General features: G+C 48.5%; 18 protein-coding genes, 1 tRNA gene and 1 other RNA gene. 9 read left to right on the top strand and 11 right to left on the bottom strand.

What is annotated here, in order from left to right; translation table 11 throughout:
• The first annotated feature begins 704 nt into the window (after positions 1-704).
• Positions 705-2,837 carry a tetratricopeptide repeat protein gene (locus ACI0FJ_RS03510; protein ID WP_424299064.1) on the top strand — a complete coding sequence of 711 codons (2,133 nt, stop codon included), beginning with the start codon at positions 705-707 and terminating at the stop codon, positions 2,835-2,837.
• Between the two features lie 75 nt (positions 2,838-2,912).
• Here the strand turns inward: ACI0FJ_RS03510 and ACI0FJ_RS03515 are convergent, their stop codons facing one another.
• The 3 genes from ACI0FJ_RS03515 to ACI0FJ_RS03525 are packed head-to-tail and all read right to left on the bottom strand — an operon-like array spanning position 2,913 to position 6,257.
• Complete coding sequence (locus tag ACI0FJ_RS03515) at positions 2,913-3,794, bottom strand: lysophospholipid acyltransferase family protein (protein ID WP_424299067.1); 882 nt, start codon at positions 3,792-3,794, stop codon at positions 2,913-2,915.
• Positions 3,795-3,826: 32 nt separating this feature from the next.
• On the bottom strand, positions 3,827-4,483 hold the full coding sequence (locus tag ACI0FJ_RS03520; RefSeq protein ID WP_424299070.1) for a lysophospholipid acyltransferase family protein: 657 nt from the start codon (positions 4,481-4,483) through the stop codon (positions 3,827-3,829).
• A gap of 4 nt (positions 4,484-4,487) precedes the next feature.
• Positions 4,488-6,257, bottom strand: coding sequence for an ABC transporter ATP-binding protein (locus ACI0FJ_RS03525; RefSeq protein ID WP_424299073.1), 1,770 nt, complete (start codon positions 6,255-6,257; stop codon positions 4,488-4,490).
• Between the two features lie 257 nt (positions 6,258-6,514).
• Between ACI0FJ_RS03525 and yedF the strand changes: the two genes are divergently transcribed.
• On the top strand, positions 6,515-7,123 hold the full coding sequence (yedF, locus tag ACI0FJ_RS03530) for a sulfurtransferase-like selenium metabolism protein YedF (protein WP_424306466.1): 609 nt from the start codon (positions 6,515-6,517) through the stop codon (positions 7,121-7,123).
• 31 nt (positions 7,124-7,154) lie between these two features.
• Positions 7,155-7,904 (top strand): pseudouridine synthase, encoded by a 750-nt coding sequence (locus ACI0FJ_RS03535; protein ID WP_424299076.1) that lies wholly within the window; start codon positions 7,155-7,157, stop codon positions 7,902-7,904.
• Between the two features lie 74 nt (positions 7,905-7,978).
• On the opposite strand, the gene ACI0FJ_RS03540 is transcribed toward ACI0FJ_RS03535, so the two are convergent.
• Positions 7,979-8,617 (bottom strand): LolA family protein, encoded by a 639-nt coding sequence (locus ACI0FJ_RS03540; RefSeq protein WP_424299079.1) that lies wholly within the window; start codon positions 8,615-8,617, stop codon positions 7,979-7,981.
• Between the two features lie 100 nt (positions 8,618-8,717).
• Here ACI0FJ_RS03540 and ACI0FJ_RS03545 point away from each other — a divergent pair, with 100 nt between their 5' ends.
• Positions 8,718-9,197, top strand: a complete 480-nt coding sequence (locus ACI0FJ_RS03545) for an L-2-amino-thiazoline-4-carboxylic acid hydrolase (protein ID WP_424299081.1) — start codon at positions 8,718-8,720, stop codon at positions 9,195-9,197.
• Here ACI0FJ_RS03545 and ACI0FJ_RS03550 read toward each other — a convergent pair.
• The 3 genes from ACI0FJ_RS03550 to ACI0FJ_RS03560 all read right to left on the bottom strand — a co-directional run bounded on the left by ACI0FJ_RS03550 (position 9,194) and on the right by ACI0FJ_RS03560 (position 12,931).
• Entirely contained in the window at positions 9,194-11,560 is a 2,367-nt protein-coding gene (locus ACI0FJ_RS03550) for a DNA translocase FtsK (protein ID WP_424299083.1), read from the bottom strand. The genes ACI0FJ_RS03545 and ACI0FJ_RS03550 overlap by 4 nt on opposite strands.
• Positions 11,561-11,875: 315 nt before the next feature.
• Entirely contained in the window at positions 11,876-12,433 is a 558-nt protein-coding gene (efp, locus tag ACI0FJ_RS03555) for an elongation factor P (RefSeq protein WP_424299085.1), read from the bottom strand.
• Between the two features lie 33 nt (positions 12,434-12,466).
• Positions 12,467-12,931 (bottom strand): type II 3-dehydroquinate dehydratase, encoded by a 465-nt coding sequence (locus ACI0FJ_RS03560; protein WP_424306468.1) that lies wholly within the window; start codon positions 12,929-12,931, stop codon positions 12,467-12,469.
• Between the two features lie 102 nt (positions 12,932-13,033).
• Between ACI0FJ_RS03560 and yihA the strand changes: the two genes are divergently transcribed.
• Positions 13,034-13,666, top strand: coding sequence for a ribosome biogenesis GTP-binding protein YihA/YsxC (gene yihA, locus ACI0FJ_RS03565; protein WP_424299088.1), 633 nt, complete (start codon positions 13,034-13,036; stop codon positions 13,664-13,666).
• 4 nt (positions 13,667-13,670) lie between these two features.
• Here yihA and ACI0FJ_RS03570 read toward each other — a convergent pair whose 3' ends face one another.
• From ACI0FJ_RS03570 to ACI0FJ_RS03580, 3 genes are read right to left on the bottom strand one after another with little or no spacing between them, the layout of a single operon-like run.
• Positions 13,671-14,744 carry an LptF/LptG family permease gene (locus ACI0FJ_RS03570; RefSeq protein ID WP_424299091.1) on the bottom strand — a complete coding sequence of 358 codons (1,074 nt, stop codon included), beginning with the start codon at positions 14,742-14,744 and terminating at the stop codon, positions 13,671-13,673.
• On the bottom strand, positions 14,745-15,923 hold the full coding sequence (gene lptF / locus ACI0FJ_RS03575) for an LPS export ABC transporter permease LptF (protein ID WP_424299093.1): 1,179 nt from the start codon (positions 15,921-15,923) through the stop codon (positions 14,745-14,747). It abuts the gene before it with no gap.
• A gap of 8 nt (positions 15,924-15,931) precedes the next feature.
• On the bottom strand, positions 15,932-16,126 hold the full coding sequence (locus ACI0FJ_RS03580; protein ID WP_424299096.1) for a hypothetical protein: 195 nt from the start codon (positions 16,124-16,126) through the stop codon (positions 15,932-15,934).
• A gap of 120 nt (positions 16,127-16,246) precedes the next feature.
• On the opposite strand from ACI0FJ_RS03580, the gene ACI0FJ_RS03585 reads away from it, so the two are divergent.
• The 4 genes from ACI0FJ_RS03585 (at position 16,247) to ACI0FJ_RS03600 (ending at position 18,258) form a co-directional block, all read left to right on the top strand.
• The gene (locus ACI0FJ_RS03585) at positions 16,247-17,044 is read left to right on the top strand and encodes an undecaprenyl-diphosphate phosphatase (protein WP_424299099.1); all 798 of its coding nucleotides are present in this window, start codon (positions 16,247-16,249) and stop codon (positions 17,042-17,044) included.
• Between the two features lie 74 nt (positions 17,045-17,118).
• Positions 17,119-17,195: transfer RNA gene (locus ACI0FJ_RS03590), tRNA-Met, on the top strand.
• 164 nt (positions 17,196-17,359) lie between these two features.
• Positions 17,360-17,717, top strand: a transfer-messenger RNA (tmRNA) gene (gene ssrA, locus ACI0FJ_RS03595).
• 199 nt (positions 17,718-17,916) lie between these two features.
• A complete protein-coding gene (locus ACI0FJ_RS03600; protein WP_424299102.1) occupies positions 17,917-18,258 on the top strand; it encodes a cupin domain-containing protein in 342 nt (113 codons plus the stop codon).
• A gap of 308 nt (positions 18,259-18,566) precedes the next feature.
• On the opposite strand, the gene ACI0FJ_RS03605 is transcribed toward ACI0FJ_RS03600, so the two are convergent.
• Positions 18,567-18,851: a hypothetical protein gene (locus ACI0FJ_RS03605; RefSeq protein WP_424299105.1), complete on the bottom strand. Its 285-nt coding sequence runs from the start codon at positions 18,849-18,851 to the stop codon at positions 18,567-18,569.
• Positions 18,852-19,021: the final 170 nt, after the last annotated feature.

Below are 19,021 nucleotides of genomic sequence, written 5' to 3' on the forward strand. Positions count from 1 at the left end.
AAGTTTGTAGGAATGACTTTGACAAAAAAATCGTCAAAGAAACCTCACTGAAGGAATTGCCCAGCAAAGCCAAGCCACAAAAGCTATCCTAACGCCTTGTTTTGAATAAATCGATCAGTGCTCGAGCAAGAAGCAAAAAAGGCTTATAAGGCCAATCCAAAACGAAGTGAAACCGGAAAGAGTCGTAATACGATATGTTTTCATTATAGAGTTAAATCGTAATCGTATCGGACCATAAAAGAGTGCCGTTTAGCATTCAAAACAAAGATCGCAGGCATTAATTAATTATTTCATGTGGTTGTATTAGCATTACCATATGTCTCATAATGTAAATTATGTTAACTTTACTGGAAGTGCTAGCGTACTTTGTACTCTAGATTCGAATTTGAACCGCCTTTTTGGGGGTTTCTTTAATCTCCTTTTCCCTGAAGATGTTGCTGACCTTTCAGGCCGCAAGCAGTTCTCAAATTTTGATTCTAAGCCATTCAAAATACCCTTTGCAGGTTGGACATCATATTCTGTATCAAACTAACTTGAGAAGTTACTTACGGGCTTATTTCCTTAATGCTCTCGATAGACTCTGCTGCTGTCTTGAGCTTTTGAGATCTACATCAATCTAAAAAACGCCGAGCTTGCATATTCCGGCGCATCAAGCAAAACTGCGCAGCAGAATTTAGCTTTCTAGCAACTCACCAGGAGTACTTATGCAACACAACAAACTAGTTTTATTTGCCTTTTTGATAGCTAGTTTATTGGTATCCTTTACCACCCCTCGTATTTCAACAGCTGCAAAACAAGAAACTTTCACCCAATGGTTGGGAAAAATTAAAGCATATGACGTGCTTGAACAGGAACTTGCGGCCAAACCAGACCAGACTCCACAGGTTCTCCTCAAAAGAGCTCAAGCTTTTCTGGAACTTAAGCGTCCCAAACAAGCACTCACGGTCCTTAATAGTCAGGATAAATTTGCCGATTCGACTCTTGAAGCACAACGGCTGCTCTTGGTATCTGAAAGCCAGAGATACCTTGGTAAACAACCAGAGGCTGTCATCTCTATGCGCAATGCCCTTCAGATGGTGGATGCCAAGTTCCAACAAGACTTTCTTCAAAAAGCATCTGGAGCCGCCGACATGTGGCAAGATGTTTGGCGCACCTGGTACTGGCGATATGTGGACACACCTTTGGACTCTGCTCAAAGCAAGGTTTTAGAGGATGACTTGGAACAGACGCTGTCTGCTGCCACAGCTCTTTGGCCAGGAACATCTTTTTGGGATGCCAGTCTGCTTGCCCTTTCCGGGTTCAAAACATCCAGAAAAAACGGATGGATGCCTCAAGTACAGCTAGCTCAAATGCAAGTATCGCTTCCGGTACTGAAAGTTGATGCTGCTCAGCGGTTGCAGATCGCCAAGGGACTCTGCTCCATTGGAATTGGCTCCCCTTCTCTGGCGCCTCAAATAACTGCGGCCAACGGCACTGTCGCTGTTCGCGACTTTTGGCAATCCATTTTCAAGGTAATTGATACAGGCGAAGCTGGCGAAACAAATTCCACCAGCTCTTTTAGCGATTACCCCATTGCCGATGTGTTTGCCGGAAATTTCGACCACATAGGACTTCTTGCCGACTCTGGAAGATGGCGAGTGGCAAAACCGGATGTCCCGGCCTGGACAGAATTCATCAGGAATCTGACAGCCCAACCTATTACTCAGGCCAGAGAAAAAATACGTCAGGAGCTGGAATCATCTCTAATTACCCCAGCAACAGCACAAGCATTGCGACTTTATGCCTTTGCCTTTGCCGTTCTTGAAGATGACAAAGCTGGCTACACCGAAACCTGGGAGCTGTTAAAGGGTAACCCTCTTCCACTTGCTTTCAGTATGGCAGCCATTGTTCTTTTTGAGCTTCCTCCAGAAACAATGCCGTCTGCTTCCGATCCAGATGCACTCCACCTTATGCGCAGATTAGCCGGAGCAGCGGGAATGGATGCCCTCGGGGGCTTTGCTCCTTTCTGGCTGGAGTGTACGCAAAGCAGCGGACTGACACTGGCTTCCGCCGTTCAGAATTTTCCTCTGGACCAACAACTCAACCTCGCCCTGATAGAAAAACAATGGAAGGCACACAAAAGCCCTGCTTTGGCAAAACGTGCGGGATTTCTGTTCTCCAATACCACAGTGGGAACCAGTTCCCTTCTTTACCTAGCACAGCTTGCAGGAGAATCTGGATCCTTGCACACCACGGCTTTTTACCTCAATCGGCTCGACTCACGTAAACTGTCGGGCAAAGTGCGAGCCGATTATCTGCAGGCAAAAGCCGCGTTGGAGATAGATCTCGGACGGAATCAGGACGCGCTCAAGTCGTACATGGAACTTGTGGAGCTGGACGGGCAGCGCTTGGCTCCTGTTAAGCGTCTCAAGCTTGCTTTATTGGCCCAGCAGCAAGGGAAAATGCAATGGTCCGAGGGAGTTCTCAAGGAATTATGGAATGACAGGGAGAGCCTGGAAGAACCGGTCCAGGCGGAGGTTCTCTTTTGGCTTGCCGAAGGCGCCGGAGCCACCGGCCGTTTGAATGAAGCCCTGGAAAAATATCTTCAGGTAGCATGGCAGTATAAATCCCAAAACATTTGGGCAGTTACCGCAATGTACCGTGCAGCCGTCATTTACGAAAGAGCGAGAAACTTTGATGCAGCCAAAGTACTGCTCAAGGCGGTCATTCGTAATGCCGACCGCAAAAGTCAGAAAGAGGCAGCTCAAGACCGTTTGAAAGCTGTAGATGCAGAGCTCAACAAGCACTTGAAGAAAAACACAAGCTCGGGAAAAACGGACTTTACATTCCCGTTTTAGGATTAACGTCCTCCTGCCGTGCACAAAAAAGGAACGCCTTGGCGTTCCTTTTTTGTGCACTCATTTGAAAGCAGATCATGAGCCTTCCGGAGGGCGAGTTTTCCAACGCCTGTGCATCCAGAACCATTGTTCGGGATAACGAGTGATTAACTTCAAAACACTGTCGTTGTAATATCGAGTCACAGCATCCGTTCTCTCTTCCATGGTGCCTGGCAAGGTTTTGGAATCGAGAGGTTCACCCATCATCAATTTATAACGTCCATTCCCCAATCTCACCATGGCGGCGGGGAAAAGGACGGCACCTGCCCTTACCGCAAGAAGCGCAGGCCCACGATTCACAGCAGCAAGATCATTCATAAATGGAAGAAACAAAGCTTCTTCTGCAAGACAATTGTGGTCGACCAAAGGTGCAAAAATACCATTGCGCCGCAAAGTACGGAGTACAGGAAAAACAGCTTTACGATGCATAATATAGCCAACGCCGCGATGTGTACGAAGTCTTATAAGAACTTCATTCAAAGCCGAGTCTTTAAGCCGTCGCCCCAAGATAACCCTGGGAGTATCTGAAAAAAGAAGATTGAGTAGTCCATTGGTCAGTTCCCAAGATCCGAGATGGCAGGTAACGATGACCCTTGGTCTGTCGGTCCTCATCAATTCTTCGAAATACTCGCGGTGTTCAAGCTCCACCCTCTTTTCAAAAAAACGCCAATCCGCCTTGCGTGCTGCCAAAATTTCCATGAACCCACGGCCGGTGTGCTGAAAATTCACACGGCACATCTTCCGGGCTTCGCTTTCGGCTATACCCAGGTGGTGAATCATTGCCTTTTCAGCAATGGCACGGCGCTTGGGAAGCAAACGCCACAGCAAGTCGCCAAAACCGCATCCAAGCCGATCCACCGTATCCAAAGACAACTGCCGTCCGGCAACCGCCAATGCTTCATAGAGGACTTCACGCATGGCAACCCTCATGCATTACTTGAAAAGTCGAATTACAATGTGCCAAACGCCTTCCCCAAATCTACCATTTTTTGCTCAAAACGTGCCTGCTCCTCTGCCAGAACGTCAGGAGTCAGCTTTTCTTGGGACACGGCGTAGGCTTCTCCCACATGCACAGAGCAGCGACTAAAAGGATAAGGAAATCGAAATTTATCCCATGCATTTTTGAAAACATAGGCTCCGGGCATATACACGCGTACGGGAACAATCAATGCTCCTGCCTTTTGTGCCAAGTAAAACACGCCCTCTTTCGGCTTGTGCCGCGGCCCTTTAGGGCCGTCAACTGTGATGACACAGAGTCGATTTTCCTCGCGCATGATTTTTCTGGCATTCATCAGAGCTTGCACTCCCCCTCTACGACTGGACCCCCTAGCCGAGGAAAACCCCAGCCGTTGAAGAATTTGGGCAAGAAATTCTCCATCTTTGCTTTGACTAACTATAGTCGTGCACTGAAATTTGTTTAAATGCCCAAACCAAGGAAGAGGAAACAATTCGTTGTGCCATAGAGCGGCAATCAAAGGCTGATTCTGCATGTGAAGCTGATAGATTTGTTGCGCACCTTGCTCTCTGTACCGCAAAGTACGACACAAACCTTTGTATACAGCCGCCATGGGGCCGCCTACGATCTGTGGATCGAGTTTGATCGCCATACTCTCAGCTCGCTGCCTTTTCGTGATGATCTTGAAACTGCATGGAGTACAACTGCTGATACAGCGCGCAGGATTCCAAAAGCTGGGCGTGACTCCCATGGTCAACGATTTTGCCTTTCTCCATAACCAGAATGCGATCTGCACCGATAACCGTAGACAACCGGTGGGCAATAACCAAGCTGGTTCTGTCTTTCATAAGGTTATCCAATGCCTGCTGGACAATACGTTCAGCATACGTATCCAGAGCACTTGTAGCTTCATCAAGAATCAACAATGGCGGATTCTTGAGCAAGGCCCGGGCAATGGTCAGGCGTTGCTTCTGTCCGCCCGAAAGCTTGACTCCCCGTTCACCTATGACGGTATCATACCCGTGCGGGAGCTTTAAAATAAAATCATGAGCATAGGCGGCTTTGGCAGCCTCCTCCACGGATTTCATTTCAAGTTCCCCCTTTCCGTAAGAGATATTCTCGGCCACGTTGACGTTGAATAAAAATGTATCCTGAGAAACCAACCCAATATTCAAACGCAAGCTTTGCAGCGTGTAATCATCAAGATCGTGTCCATTGAAGACAATCTTTCCCTTCTGCGGCAGATAAAAACGAGGGATCAAATTGACGAGCGTCGTTTTTCCTGAACCACTAGGGCCTACAATGGCGACGGTTTCGCCAGCTTTCACGGTAAAGGAAACACCATCAAGGGCGGGCGTCTCACAATCCGGGTAGGAAAAAGTAACATCTTCGAACTTCAGTTCTTCAAGTTCACCTTGAAATTCAATATCCCCATCTTGTTCCACTTCAATTGCATCGGGCCTGAGTATCTCGAACACACGTTCCGCCCCCGCCATGGCACGCTGGATATCCTTGTTGGAGTCGTTCATTTTTTTGATGGGATCATATAGCATGAGCAGCCCCGCCATAAATGAAAAAAAGGTGCCTGGAGTAGAGTGCCCTTCTATGACCTGAATTCCGCCATAAAGAATGACTAGCCCCATGCCGACTGCCCCAACAAGCTCCATAACCGGAGAAGAAAGCTCGTTGAAAATGACTTCACGTAAATAGATGCGATTCAGGCGCCCATTTTCCTGAGCAAAACGAGCCTGTTCCGCTGGCTCATTGGCGAATGCCTTGATTACCCTTATTCCGCTGAAGCTTTCTTGCAGAAAAACAGAAATATCAGCCAGTTTGACCTGGTTCTTGCGACTGAGCTTACGCAGCTTTCGCCCGAAATAAATGAACGGGAAAAGGGCCAGAGGCAGCACAAGAACAGCCCAGGTCGCCAAGTAGGCGTCCTGATAAAAGACCACCCCAATAAGGATAATCATGGTCAGGAATTGCCGCAGTATCATTATCACGGCTGGCATGCTGCTCCGAATGGCCATAACATCATAAATGATGCGGGACATGAGCATGCCCACCTGATTTTCTTCGAAAAATTTGAGCGGCAACATGGACATTTTGGTGAACAGCTCGTTGCGGAGGTTTTCGAGCACCCTCAGACCGCATGACTGCATGAGATAATTTTGAAAAAAACGTCCAAGCCCTTTAAAAATAATAACTCCCACAAACACAGGGGGGAGGAAATAAAGAGCTTCCATATCCTTATTGATAAAAATATCATCGAGAGCTGGTTTGACGAGGTAGGCGGAGGCTCCGGTTGCCAGGGCGACTATCCCCATGGAGAGCATCGCAAAAAGGATACGCCATTTGTAGGGCAAAAAATATTTAAGGCAACGCTTGAGCAGCTGAAGATTCTCTTTGTAATCTATCGAATTCACTTGGGCTCCGGGAAATCCGGGTGTATTGCACGCGGGCTTTTTCAGGACAAAAGCCGAACAACTTGTTGTAATCCGGCAGGTAGTTTAGCAGGCAAGTCATACTTGCCAAGCGCTTGGACTGCAAGTTTTTTCCCTGATAAAACCGCCAATGCAACAAGGTACTATTTATAGGCATTACCAATTTGACGCCTATGCAAAAGGCATGGTTGGGTTGTCGTCACCGTAAAAATCGTCATGTGCTCAAAAGGAGACTCAGAATGTCGGACTGCACGTTGGATTGTAAAGGACTCCCCTGCCCGCAACCTGTTCTGAAGTGTAAAAATGCCATCGACGCGGACGCCCCGCAAACCCTGAGTATAATTGTGGACAACCAAGCCGCCCGAGAAAACGTCGGCCGGTATCTCGGTACCCGTGGATACAAGGTTGAAGTAACGGAGGACACAGGCGGTCTTTTTGTTCTCAAAGCACAGGCTGACGAAACGTTGGCTGCCCAAGCTTCCACACCTGCATCCAAAACGGATGAAGCGCCGAAAAAAACCGTGGTTTTTATTACATCCAGTACAGTCGGAACCGGTGATGATGCCCTAGGCAGCAAGCTGATGCTCAGCTTTCTCAGCACATTGCTGGAGCTGGATGATGAGCTTTGGCGGGTCGTTCTTGTCAATGGCGGGGTCAAGCTTGCTATTGAAGGCAGCGAATATCTCCCAAAACTTCAAAAAATAGCCGAAACAGGTGCAACCATCCTTGTTTGCGGAACCTGTCTGGATCATTTCGGGCTGCTGGAGAAAAAACAGGTCGGCGAGACGACCAACATGATGGATGTTGTCACCTCTCTTCAGCTTGCCGACAAAGTAATTCAGATTTGACGTCTTTCCTTTTTTCGGTAACTGCATTGGCATGACAACCGAAAAAAACACGTTTCGCCTGAACAAGGCTTTGGCACAGGCTGGCATCTGTTCTCGCCGCAAGGCGGATGAACTTATTTTTGCCGGAAAAGTGCGCATCAACGGAGATATCGTCACAGAGCCAGGGCGACAAATCGACCCTACGAACGCAAAGGTGGAAGTTAATGGAAGCCCCATCGACTTCCACCTTGAAGAAGCTCATATCTACTTGATGCTCCACAAGCCCATCCGAACGGTCAGCACAGTGTATGACCCCCAAGGACGTCCTACCGTACTGGATTTGATCCCCGAAGAGTACCGCCAACGAAGGGTTGTTCCTGTTGGCAGGCTGGACTTTTTTTCAGAAGGTCTGCTGCTCTTCACAACGGATGGAGAGCTGCATCACCTCCTGACCCATCCCAAACATCACCTCCCCAAACTCTATGAAGTTAAAGTGCGGGGTGAAGTCACCAATGCAAAGCTTGCCATTATTCGCAAGGGGATGACTCTTGCAGAGGGAGAACAACTTGCGCCCGTGCCCGTCTCCATTATGCGACGGGAGAAGGGAAACGTTTGGCTGTCCATGCGCCTCTTCCAGGGAATCAACAGACAGATTCGGCGTATGTGTCGGGATTTGGATTTAACGATTTTGCGGCTGCAAAGAGTTGCCATGGGGCCGGTCAAGTTAGCTGGCCTGCCTTCCGGAGAATGCCGAGAGCTGCGAGAGGACGAAGTGAACGCCTTGAAAAAGGCCGTGAAATAAAATTTGTGCGTAGTGAATAAAAAATCCGGGCTGTCCATGAACAGCCCGGCTTTTTTCTATTTAGATTTTGAGTCTTACTTTGAATTGTCCTGCACACTCACTCCTTCCGGGGGGACAAACTGAAACAGATTGTCCGGAAGATCCGGCTTGCGAACAAAATTATCAAGACCAAGCTTGTTACCGTTTCCGTAGAAATCAACCAGAAGAATACTGCGCAACAATTTGGTGGTCTGATCAACCCAAATGGTTGCCAGGACCAGCGAGGGCTCGGGTTCTATGGGGGTCAACATAAGCTTGCGAAGCCCCATTTCCATGCCCATATCCTCGATAACAAAGTCCTCTTCCAGCTTGGCTTTTCCAGAAATAAACTTGATCATATTCTTGGAGCTGAGAATGTCCGATGCGGCATACTTTATCGCAGTATCCTCATCCTTGAAAAAATCCCAAACAACATCTTTCCCCACGACGAGAAGTTCGTTTTCCGGAGAGTCCGTCTGCCAACGTACCAATCCCGGTTGTTTGAACCATATTCGCCCTTCCCTGGTTTCTATTTCGCCGCTGGCCGCATTCTTCAACTGCTGCTTGAAGTCCACCTGAAATCCCTTCAGAGAATCATATTCTTTCTGGATTTCACTTGTTATCCCAGCGGCATGACTGACACTGACCAGAACAAGAAGAATCAGGAACAACGCAGAAGGGAAAATAATTTTCATAAATAATCCTCGTATTTACAAGACCCGCACCCAATTGTTAGGATACAGTTTATTATTTTAAGACCGCCGAAGGGCAAAAGCAACTACGGGAGTCATGCGAATGGGCAAGCCCAATCAATTTCAAACCCGGCTGATACAAGCCAAAGTTTTCAATGACATATACTTGGAGCTTGTCTCCTCCATGGAAAAAACGCAAGCCTTGGAGATTATTCGGCAGGCAATCGTCAAAGATGCCTACAAAGCAGGACGGGCCTATGCTCTCCAGGCGCCCGATGCACCCGACCTGGCACATTTTTCAAAAGTTGTTGAGCTTTGGCAGGAAGGCAATGTCCTGGAGATTGAAAAGACCAATCTCAATGAAAACGTCCTGGACGTCACCGTTACCCGCTGCGGGTATGTTCAAGCATACCAGGACATGGGGCTGGAATCCGAACTTATCCGCATACTTTCATGCCCTCGCGACGCAGCCTTTGCCAAAGGATATTCGGAATATCTTACGCTCGAACGCCCCAAGACTATTGCCAAAGGGTATTCCAAGTGTGGCTTTCATTACGTATGGAACGAGGATGACAATGGCTAGTCCAGATTTTTGATCACAGCCCGGGGCTTGCTGCCTTCCTGAGGCCCTAGCAGTCCATCCGATTCCATTTGCTCGATGAAACGAGCCGCCCTGTTGTAGCCTATCCGAAAACGTCTCTGAATAAGAGAGATGGAGGCTTTGCCCTGCCCCATAACAAACTCTACGGCCTCGTCGTAGAGCGGGTCATCCAGAACGCCTGCAGAATCTCCATTATCTCCAACTCCAGCCTGTTCCTTCTGCCATTCCGAAAAATCTACGTCGAAATTAGGCTGGGGATACTGTCCCCTCCAAAACTGCACAACCTGCCCGATTTCATCTTCATCCACATAAGCGCCATGTACACGCTGCACTTTCGAGCCCCCGGGCTTGAAGAGACTGTCGCCGCGCCCGAGGAGTTTTTCCGCTCCGGCCATGTCGAGAATCGTCCGGGAATCGTGCTTGCTGGTAACCTGAAAAGAAATACGAGAAGGAAAGTTGGCTTTAATGAGCCCGGTTACAACATCGACGCTGGGACGCTGTGTCGCCAGGATAAGATGAATGCCTGCAGCTCGTGCCAATTGTGCCAGACGGACGATACTCATTTCTGCTTCCTTGCCTGCTGTCATCATCAGGTCGGCTAATTCGTCAATAATGATGACAAGATATGGCATCGGATTCAGTGTAGCCAATTCCGGACGTGCTTCTTTATCGGCCTTGGGCAATTTTTCATTGTAGCCGGTAATGTTGCGCACACCTAACGTGGCCATGTCCTGATAGCGCCTGTCCATTTCGTGCACGGCCCAATCCAAGGCACTCTTGGCCATGGGCATTTCCGTCACGACGGGGTGTACCAGATGAGGCAAATCCGCATACACCGAAAGTTCAATTCGCTTGGGGTCGACAAGAAGCAGCTTCACTTCTTCCGGCGTCGCTTTGTACAGCAGGCTGAGCAAAATGCAGTTAAGACAGACACTTTTACCAGCGCCAGTCGCCCCAGCCACAAGCAAGTGAGGCATCTTGGCGAGATCGGTGGCTACCGGAGCCCCTTTAATATCCTTGCCTAGTGCAAGAGTTATCTTCGATTTCTGTTTGGCGAAAACATCGGCTTTAAAAATATCACGCAAGTACACGACTTCGCGAGTTTCATTCGGCACCTCGATACCGACCACATCCTGCCCGGGAATGGCATCGATACGAACGGCAAGAGCCTTCATGCTCAGTGCCAAATCATCTGCCAGCCCAGCAATCCGGCTGATTTTTATTCCAGGAGCCGGCTTGTACTCAAACATTGTAACCACCGGTCCAGACTTGATATTTTGAATTTCTCCCTTAATACCGAAGTCCGCAAGGCATTCGACCAAACTTTCGCCCATGCACTGGAGAGCTGCCATATTGACAGTCCCTTTTGCCTCGCCGGCCGTCAAAAAATCCAAGGAAGGCATGCTGGCCTTGCCATTACTCTTCTTTGGCGTTGCCTTTATTGATTCTTTGGGCTTTTCCGGGGGAGTAGCCGACGGTGTTGTACTTACTTGCGGAACATTGGAGACTGAGATTTCCTTGTCATCATGCTCCTCTCCTCCGTTAAAGGAAAACTCGAAGTTTTCCTCCTCATCAAAATCATCGTCCTTGTTCCGTCCTGCCAGCTTGTCCGCCAGAAGTCCCTTGAGAGAAAAACCTTTTTTTTCATCCTCATCAGGTGGTACATCTTCGTCAGAAGTTGGATTTTCCATATCCTCTTCAGCCTGTTCCCGACGAAGCTGTTCTTTCGCTGCTTTCTTTTCCTGCCTGCGGGCAGAACTTTCGTCAGCCTTTTCCTTATATTTTAGCCAGAAAGCCTGAAGCCACCCGCGAATACTTTCGAGCGCGACTGCCCAGGTCACCCCAAGGGTCAACTGCAGGCCGAGCAGAAAAAGGAATCCCCACACCAGAGCAGCACCCACCGGTCGCAGCAAGTACGTACTCCAGGCATAAATAATTCCGCCCAAAAAACCACCGCCTGTAACATCTCCCAAGGCAAGGTAGCCCTGTAAACCGGGGCAGGAAAACCAGGTAATGCAAGTCAAGTATAGCAACACCAAGCCTACCCATCTCCACCAGACAATAGAAACGCGGGCAGTTACGCAAGAGGCAGCCAAATACAAAAAAAAGACTGGCCAGACAAAAGAGCCTAGGCCGAAAAATTCTACCAACATCCCGCCAGTATACGCACCTACCAAACCAGCCATGTTTTGGAGTTGATGGTTTCGACTCACCACCTGGTTTAAACTGGGGTCGGCCAACGAAAAAGTGGATAAGCTCAAAAACAAAAAAGCAGACCAGAACAAAAAGCCCAAGCCCGCTATTTCCTTTATAAAATTACGAGAGCGCGTAGCGCTATCCTCCATTGGAATTTCCGTATGATCTGTTTTGTTCGGTGAGGAAAATCGTTTCCTTTTCCCTATTATCGTTCGGGGGAGACTGGAAAGTACGTGCTAAAATTCCAGCCTTCCCCAAACGGAAATACGAAAAACACAATCTTCGCCCGAATGTCCTGCCGTAGCCCCCTCTTTCTAAGTACAACCACTCACTGCTTGTATTTCAATCAACCAAAAGTTTAAAGAAAAAGCAAAATTTGATGATTGTATTTTATGCGAGTTGGGGAAAAACCTTTGGATTCTTTCATAAAAGGTTTTCCCCCATACTCTTTCCACCCATTCACGCTATGCGCGGCTGATGTATTCTCCGGTGCGGGTATCCACTTTGATCAGTTCGCCTTCTTTGATGAAAAGAGGCACCTGCACAACGATACCAGTGCTCAAAGTGGCAGGCTTGGTTGTATTACTAACGCGGTCTCCCTGTACGCCCGGTTCGGTTTCAACAACTTCGTACTCAAGGCTGGCGGGCAGATCCAAGTCGAGGACTCGGCCATTATAAAGAAGTACTTTCACTTCCTGACCATCCGTCAGGTAGCCGCCCTTATCTCCCAGGGTCTCGCCAGAGACATCAACCTGTTCGTAAGTCTGCATATCCATAAATACCAAGTTCTCACCGTCACGGTACAGGAACTGCATTTCCTGCGTAGCCATGTCGGGCTTTCCGACTTTTTCACCAGAACGGAAGGTCTGGTCGGTTACCCGCCCAGTCAGCACATTCTTGAGCTTGGTGCGAACAAAAGCACCGCCTTTGCCCGGTTTAACGTGCAGGAACTCGACGATTTCGTAGGGAGTTCCATCAATTTCGATTTTCAGGCCACGCCTGAAGTCCGTGGTAGAGAACATAGTTCCTCCAAAAAAGGGTTGTTTCCGTGGAAATTATTTTCGACCGTCAAGATGACGAACTAAAGCAAGGACTGCCAATACATAACTATCCAGGCCAAATCCGGCGATTTCGCCGATACATTGCTTGCCGATACGGCTTATCTGACGTAAGGGCTCGTCGGTCCTGGCCAAAACATTACTCAGATGCACCTCAATGCAGGGAATCTTTATCCAGGCCAGACAATCAGCCAAGGCCAAACTGGTATGGGTATAAGCTCCCGCATTAAATGCGATTCCATCCACTCCGTCCGCTTTGGCCTGTTCCAGGATATCTATGAGTTGGCCTTCACCATTGGCTTGACGTGTGGAAATTTCAAGATCGTCCATACGTGCGCCCAAGACCTCAGCCAGCATTAAAGGCAAATCGTCCATGCCACGGGTCCCATAGATTTCCGGCTGACGATGGCCCAGGTGGCCTAAGTTGGGGCCGTTAAGCACCAGAATAGAATATTGTGGCATAGCGGTTTCCTTGTATCCTTGACTGTAGGTCTCGAAATGGACCACAGTCTTCCATTCAATGTTCAACGGCATGTAACAGCCTATGCGGGGGGAAATCAAGCCATGCACAGAACCCTTACTCTGACAGAAACCATATACACACTTGAACAACTCCAGGCGGTACCTGCCGACGTTCCCCAAATAGCAGTCGCAGGACGTTCCAATGTGGGGAAATCTTCTCTTATCAACTGTCTGGCCGGTCGAAAAAAATTAGCCAAAATAAGCTCCACCCCAGGGAAAACCCGTAGCGTCAACCTCTATCAAGCAGCTCCGGGAGACTACTATATCGTCGACCTCCCTGGCTACGGATATGCCAGATGCTCCAAGGCGGAGCGCAACAAGTGGGCGGAACTCATTGGCCGTTATCTCGCTGAAACGCCTGGTCTCCGGGCCGTGGCCGTTCTGATGGACAGCAGACTCAATCCGCAGGAACTGGACCTGGAAATGGTTTCATACGTCCACCAGTCCGGGCTGGATATCATTGCGATTTTGACCAAGGCGGACAAGTGCAAACAAAAAGATTTGGCCAAACGGCAGGCTCAATGGGCGGATTTTCTGCGTACCGGTGGCAAGCCCATGGTCTTCTCAAGCAAAACAGGACGTGGACGCGATAAGTTATGGGCTGCCATGGACATGGCTGCAGGATTCGACCCGGAACAACTTGTAACGGATGTTCTCGACGAAACAAAGGCCTAGAATATTACCGCTTCGAACTCACCCACACCAGTCTCGAAAGCGATCCGACAATAAACAATCCATTCCCCATCCAGGCACCAATCACGGGCGGGACCATCCCGCCCTGCCCCATGGTATTGCCAATCACGTAGAATCCGTAAAAAATAAACGTGGCCAGAAGCGACGTGCCAATGCTCAGGTAAATGGACAACCCGAAACTGCTGACAGCCAAGGCCAACAGGGCCATGGTCAGAATGGAAAAAGCATACGACCATTTGGCATGCCAGGCTGTGAGCAGGCCTTCAACATTGGACCCGGATTTTTTCAGGGAATCAATGGCTCTTCCCAGATCCCACAAAGGCAGTTGAGCAGGGTCCGTCTTGGGGCGCAGCACAGTAAATGTTTTCAGGTCGTGCTTGATAAACAGATTCAGCGTGTTGTTATTGTCGGAGCTGAATGTTCCAGGTGCCAAAATATCCGCATCTTCGAGAACCCATTGATCGGAAAGCACTTTAAAGTTTCCTGCCGAGGCAATCCACGACATGCTCTGCCGATCATCTGCCATGGTGTACACTTGGATATCCTTCCCCTGCTGCTTGGAAATTGATGCTTGACGAAAATGGATGATATACCCTCCGGAGCGGAACCAGATATCCCTGATAGTATCTTTTTCCAAAGTCCTGGAGCGTACCTGCTCAGCCCAGATTCGGCTGGATGTTTGGAGGCCGACTACCCCGAAATATTGGGAAAATCCAAGCTGTAGCAAAGACCAAAGTATTCCATAAACAATGAAAAAAATGGCCATACGTGCCCAGGAAATTCCACCTGTCTGCAGCGCCAGAAGTTCCCGACTGCGTTCAAGAAGCCCCATCTGAACTACCAATGCGATAAGGAAAACAGCAGGCAGAATCTGTGACAGGATCAAAGGAATCTTGGCCAGGAAATATTTAAGTACGGTCCCTGTGCCTAGCCCTGCTTCAATGAAGTCGTCCAAGCGGTCAAAGACGTCGGAAAGCAGGTACACCACAATCCCCAGTAGCATGCACAAGACCATGAGCTTGAGGTTCTGTTTCAGCAGATAGCGGCTCAGGATGGACATTTACTTTTTCCTCCAGAGCCTGATATTTGAAAGAAATGTCATGACGTTCGGAAATTTTTCGCTAGCAGCCATGCGCAATCCAGCGAGAGCGAGTACAAAAAAAAGAGCATTGGGAGTCCACAATCCCACTGCAGGAGAAAGAACATTGATTTCTCCCAGGCTCGTTCCAATGGATACCATGGTGTAGTAGACCATGAAAAAGACCAATGCCATGACCAACCCCAGATATTGCTTCAACCCTTGGAAAGCAAAAGCAAAAGGAATAGCAAACAATCCCAGAACAAGGCAGGCGACCGGCATGGATTGACGCTTGACGATCTCCACCTTGACCTTCTGCAGGAAATGGCCGTCATCAACGTCCTTGTACGTGGGATCGTCCAAGACTTCGTGCAGCCTTGCCCAACTCATTTCCTTGGGTTTTTCATCACCTATACGGTATCCCTTGAACAACTTGCTCAAATCCAGGCGAACAGCGTAGCTTGAAAAACCAAGAACATCGAGACGTTCACCATTTTTCCCTTTTTCAGAACGGTAGATATGGCCGTCTTTGAGGAGAAATAGAATCTGTCCTTTGCTGGTATCCGTGGCTATGACTCCTTCCGGAGCAACAATGGTTGCAGAAACGCCGGGCCGGGTTTCATCACGAACAAAGACGAACTTAAGATGCTTGTTGGTAGGATCAACATTTTCCGCGAACAATGTCAGACCGGGAAAATCACGGTTGAAAACTCCAGGCTGCAGCATAAGTTGTGTGCGTGTGCGTATATGTTCAAGTACCGTACTTTTGAAATTATCCATGCCCCACGACACCCCGAAAAAAGAGACCCATGCGGTGAGCAGTGTGCACAGGATGCTGAACACAACGGGTGCGGCGAGCATCTGATAGAGACTGACGCCTCCAGCACGCAGGGCAAGTAACTCCCTGTCCGTACTCATGCGCAAAAAAACGAGGAAAACGCTCAACATGCAGGCTATGGGTATAAGCAGGAGCATAAAAAAGGGACTAAGATACACGAACAGTTCTGCGATTTCCAAAAGACCCAATCCTTGGGCCAGAAAAAGTTCGCGCAATTGCAACATTCTGCCGATGAGAATCAACGATAGGAGCGAAGCCAGGCTAAGCAGAAAGATAAAAAACAGCTCTCCGAAAACCCGGCGGTGAAGTAGGCGTATGAACACGATATTTTTTATTGGCAGTCGTCGTTCTGGCCGCTTTTTTCTTTATAGAAGCGGGCCAGGAACTCCTGATCATTAGGTCCGAGGTTGAAACGCATGGCGCCTTCGTCAAGTAGTTTGGCCAGCGGTTTGCCTTCCTTGAGCCCTTCGGAAATCCACTCGATAGCCTTTTTCGTAAGTTCCGAGCATGGCAAGATAGTCGACATGATGATCCCCTCCGGTTGGATAGTACAGTCCGTCGGCCATGAGGTACACTAGGAAGGTCCCGCTTGCAACTCGTGACCACCTGCAGTAGGCCTTTTATCGTTTTGTCATAGGAGATTTATATGGAAAATCTTTTCAGCGCTTTTATTCTCGGAATAGTGGAGGGCGTCACCGAGTTCCTCCCTGTTTCGAGCACCGGCCACCTTATACTGACCAACAGCCTGCTCGGAATGCAGGGAGAAAAAATAGCGGCCTTTGATGTTATCATCCAGCTTGGTGCTATCCTGGCTGTTGTGGTCTTATACCGAGAACGGTTCGTGGCTCTTGTTCGGCCCAGAATGGACATGCGGTTTTCTGGAGTCAGGGGATTGTGGCTGCTTTGTCTCACCTCCATTCCCGCATCCGTGGTGGGCCTTATCGCTCATGATGCCATTAAACAGTATCTCTTCGGTCCCCGCACCGTGGCGCTTGCCCTCTTCGTGGGTGCGATTATGATTTTGGTTGTGGAGTCCATGCGACGGAATGAACGTTTTCTTGACCTGGACGATGTGACTCCCTTTCTGGCTTTCGGGATTGGTTGCTTTCAATGTTTGGCCCTCTGGCCAGGATTTTCCCGCTCCGCATCCACAATAATGGGAGGAATGCTGCTGGGCACAAATCGCAAGCTGGCTGCTGAATATTCTTTTGTGGCCGCGGTTCCCATCATGTGTGCGGCAACGGGGTACGATTTTTTAAAAAACTACCACCTTTTCTCGAGTAATGATTTGTTGTTTTTGGCTGTCGGCTTTGGGGTTTCCTTTGTTTCGGCCTGGGCTGCCGTAAAATTCTTCATAGCCTTGCTCAAAAGAACAACTTTGAGACCTTTTGCGTATTATCGGCTGATTTTAGCCCCCTTGGTCCTTATTTTTTGGCCAAATTAAATTTTTTTACACAAACTACTTGCGTTTTGATTTTAATAGGGCTAAAGAATGCCTCCCGTTGGACGGGAGAGTTTGGCGAGGTAGCTCAGTTGGTTAGAGCATGCGGCTCATATCCGCAGTGTCGGGGGTTCAATTCCCTCCCTCGCTACCAAGAAAATCAAGCCCCTGCATATATGCAGGGGCTTTTTTTGTGCAGTCGGCAGACTTCGTCCTTGCCAAAGCTGCGCTGAGTATTATATCAGATGCATCCGTCGTGAATGACTTCGTCTTTCGGCGGTCCGGTCTTTGAAACAACCGGTTTTCTATCTTCATCATGGGGGCGCACTGGCTTCGACGGGGATGATAGATGCCGGGGTTGCAGGTCGAGGCGCCGCTGGCCTCGTAAAAAGCGGCACAGTTATAATCGCCAACGATTACGACTACGCTCTGGCTGCTTAATTAGTCAGTGCTCTTCCGATCGACGCCTGATACGTTGGAAAGAGTAACACCCTCATCAGGCTGGTGATGGTTTCCTGCCCACCGGTTACCACACGAGAACCTATGGTAGGCTGGCGTTTCGGATGCCCGTGCGGGGGCAAACCCGAAAGGCGAGACTTCAGTACCCGTAATATACCTGTAGACGCCCCGTGCGGAACTTTCTCGGACGGGGGTTCAATTCCCCCCGCCTCCACCAAGATTTCTAAAAAAATAAACTCCCGGCTTTCTGAGTCGGGAGTTTATTTTTTTAGAAAAACCATAATTTTTCTTCCACTCAGCACTTTGTTGACCCAAGTCAAAGACGATACGTCTTTTTAAGGGCAATCTCCTTGTGAAGCCTAATGGTGGCAAAACTCCAATGTTTAAGAGAGCCATACGTTTCAAAGGAGAAAGACATGTCTGAAGAAAAACAGCTTAAAAACATTCCCCACGCCGAAGTCGTAGCCTTGAAAGACTTGGTCGAATACCAAAAAGGCCAAATCGTCAGCCGGACGTTGGCACAACATCCCAATGTGACACTCACGTTGTTTTCTTTTGATGTAGGTGAAGGCATTTCATCACACTCCGCACCAGGAGACGCGATGATACAAATTTTGGATGGTACGGCGCGTGTAACTATTGGTAATTCCCAATTCGACCTTCAGACGGATCAATCCATAGTTATGCCTGCAGGCATCCCCCATGCTGTAGAAGCTACCGATAAATTCAAAATGCTCCTCACGCTCGTTAAAGCATAAGACAAGACCAGGGAAAAATTTCCCTGGTCTTGTCTCAAATTTACTGATTATTTCTTGTAGCTTTGTTCTGCCCATCATTTCTGTCCTGGAACCGACTTGTTTTTTCGCAAAATGCAGTTCTAAGGAAAGAAAAAATACTTAACTCACCAAATCAAAAAGAAAGCATCCAGTGGGTATCCCACAGGATGCTTTCAAACTGACGCGCTTGTATTCACCTGTCTGGCGTATTCACAGGCTTCATCGAACACTTGTCCTTCCGGGAGGCTTGATGCCGGAAAAACACAGATGAATGCCAAGCGCTCCGGCTTTCAGAATAATTTGAGAACATCCCTCGATTTTTTGCAAAGAAATCTATCTGAGACCTCAGAAATTTCAAAGCCTTCACTTTGCAATCCACGGATATACCGGGAGGAAAGTGTTTTGCGAGAAGCACCCCCGAAAAAAACCGCTCCCTTAACGTTTTTTGGGTTGTACGTTTTCGCCTCAATTGCCTGCATAATCTCCAAAGTTTTAGGGCTGTAGGAACGTGAGATAGCGGCACATGCTTCCCGCGTTCTTCCTTTGATGACGATACAAACATTCAAGTTTTTCATGATAGATGCCCCTTGGGGTTCCCCCAAGAAATCATTATTCTTCATTAATGATAACTTTAACAGGAGAAACATCACTATGCAACATAATTTTTCCCAAAAATGTAACCAGCGGGGCTATGCCCAAAAACGCTACACAGTTGTAGCCCTTTTCTCTCCAAAAAAATTTGGCT

The organism is Desulfovibrio sp. 7SRBS1, from assembly GCF_049723905.1.
Lineage (GTDB): Bacteria > Desulfobacterota > Desulfovibrionia > Desulfovibrionales > Desulfovibrionaceae.